Here is a 909-nt window from a genome sequence, read left to right on the forward strand (position 1 = left end):
AAAGAATTTTGATCAAGCAACGATCGCGAGAACGGAAAAAAGAAAAAGAGTTCAGGAGCAGAAAAGCATAAGAAACTCTAGAATGGCTCAAGCGCGAGGTGAGGCCAATGCCTTGCATCAATCTGCCAAAGCGACAATCGAAGAAGAAATACAGAAAGCCGAAGGTGCCAGTGCCAGCTTTATTAGTAATCTGAACGAATACCGCAAGAACCCAGACTGGGTGATGCAGCAATCTCGCTTAATAACGCTTAAGTCTCTATTAAGTGAATCTCGACTAATTGTGGTGCCCGCGTTATAGCGCTATAACGCAAGTGGCGCGGTGCGTTTTTATGTGGTTTTTCTGCTCTATATTGATGAAACCGTATTTTTTAATTCACATAAATGTCACTAAACTTTCACTTCCGCTCTGCAAACTTTCGCATGCAAAAAACATCTATTCTAAGATTTTTTATTTGAGGAAGAGTTACGATGAGTGTGAGTTCTAAGTTTACAAAAAGACCTTTAGTGTCGGCCATTTTTCTTGCAACCTTAGCGCTAGCAGGCTGTGAAGATGGTGATGATGGTGAGGCGGGTGCTGCAGGTGCAGCTGGTGTAGCAGGTGTTGATGGAACGAATGGTACTGATGGTACTAACGGTACAGATGGCGCTGATGGTGCAGACGGTAGCGATGGTATTTCTAACTATATTCCTATGGGGCTAAAGCGCTATGCAACAGCGCCAGTTGGTGCAGAATTCACCGGTATGTTCTTAAATACTGATGGCACATTATTCTTAAACGTACAGCACCCAAGTTCTTCAAATACAACTGCTGACGCAGACGGCAAGATTTTTGACAAGGGCTCTGTAGGTGTTGTTGTTGGTGAAGACTTCAATAACTTCCCGGCTAACTTTGCTGCCTTGGATGCGCCA

The 909-nt window shown here is 43.9% G+C and carries 1 protein-coding gene and 1 pseudogene; both read left to right on the forward strand.

All coding sequences use genetic code 11. The annotated features are described in order from the left end of the window. Window positions 1–298 (forward strand): hypothetical protein (locus A3729_RS21090; RefSeq protein WP_369820151.1); only part of this gene is annotated, 298 nt, incomplete at its 5' end. A gap of 170 nt (window positions 299–468) precedes the next feature. Continuing rightward, window positions 469–909 (forward strand): annotated as a pseudogene (locus tag A3729_RS21095) (DUF839 domain-containing protein); the annotation flags it as partial.

This window comes from Oleiphilus sp. HI0043 (genome assembly GCF_001634935.1).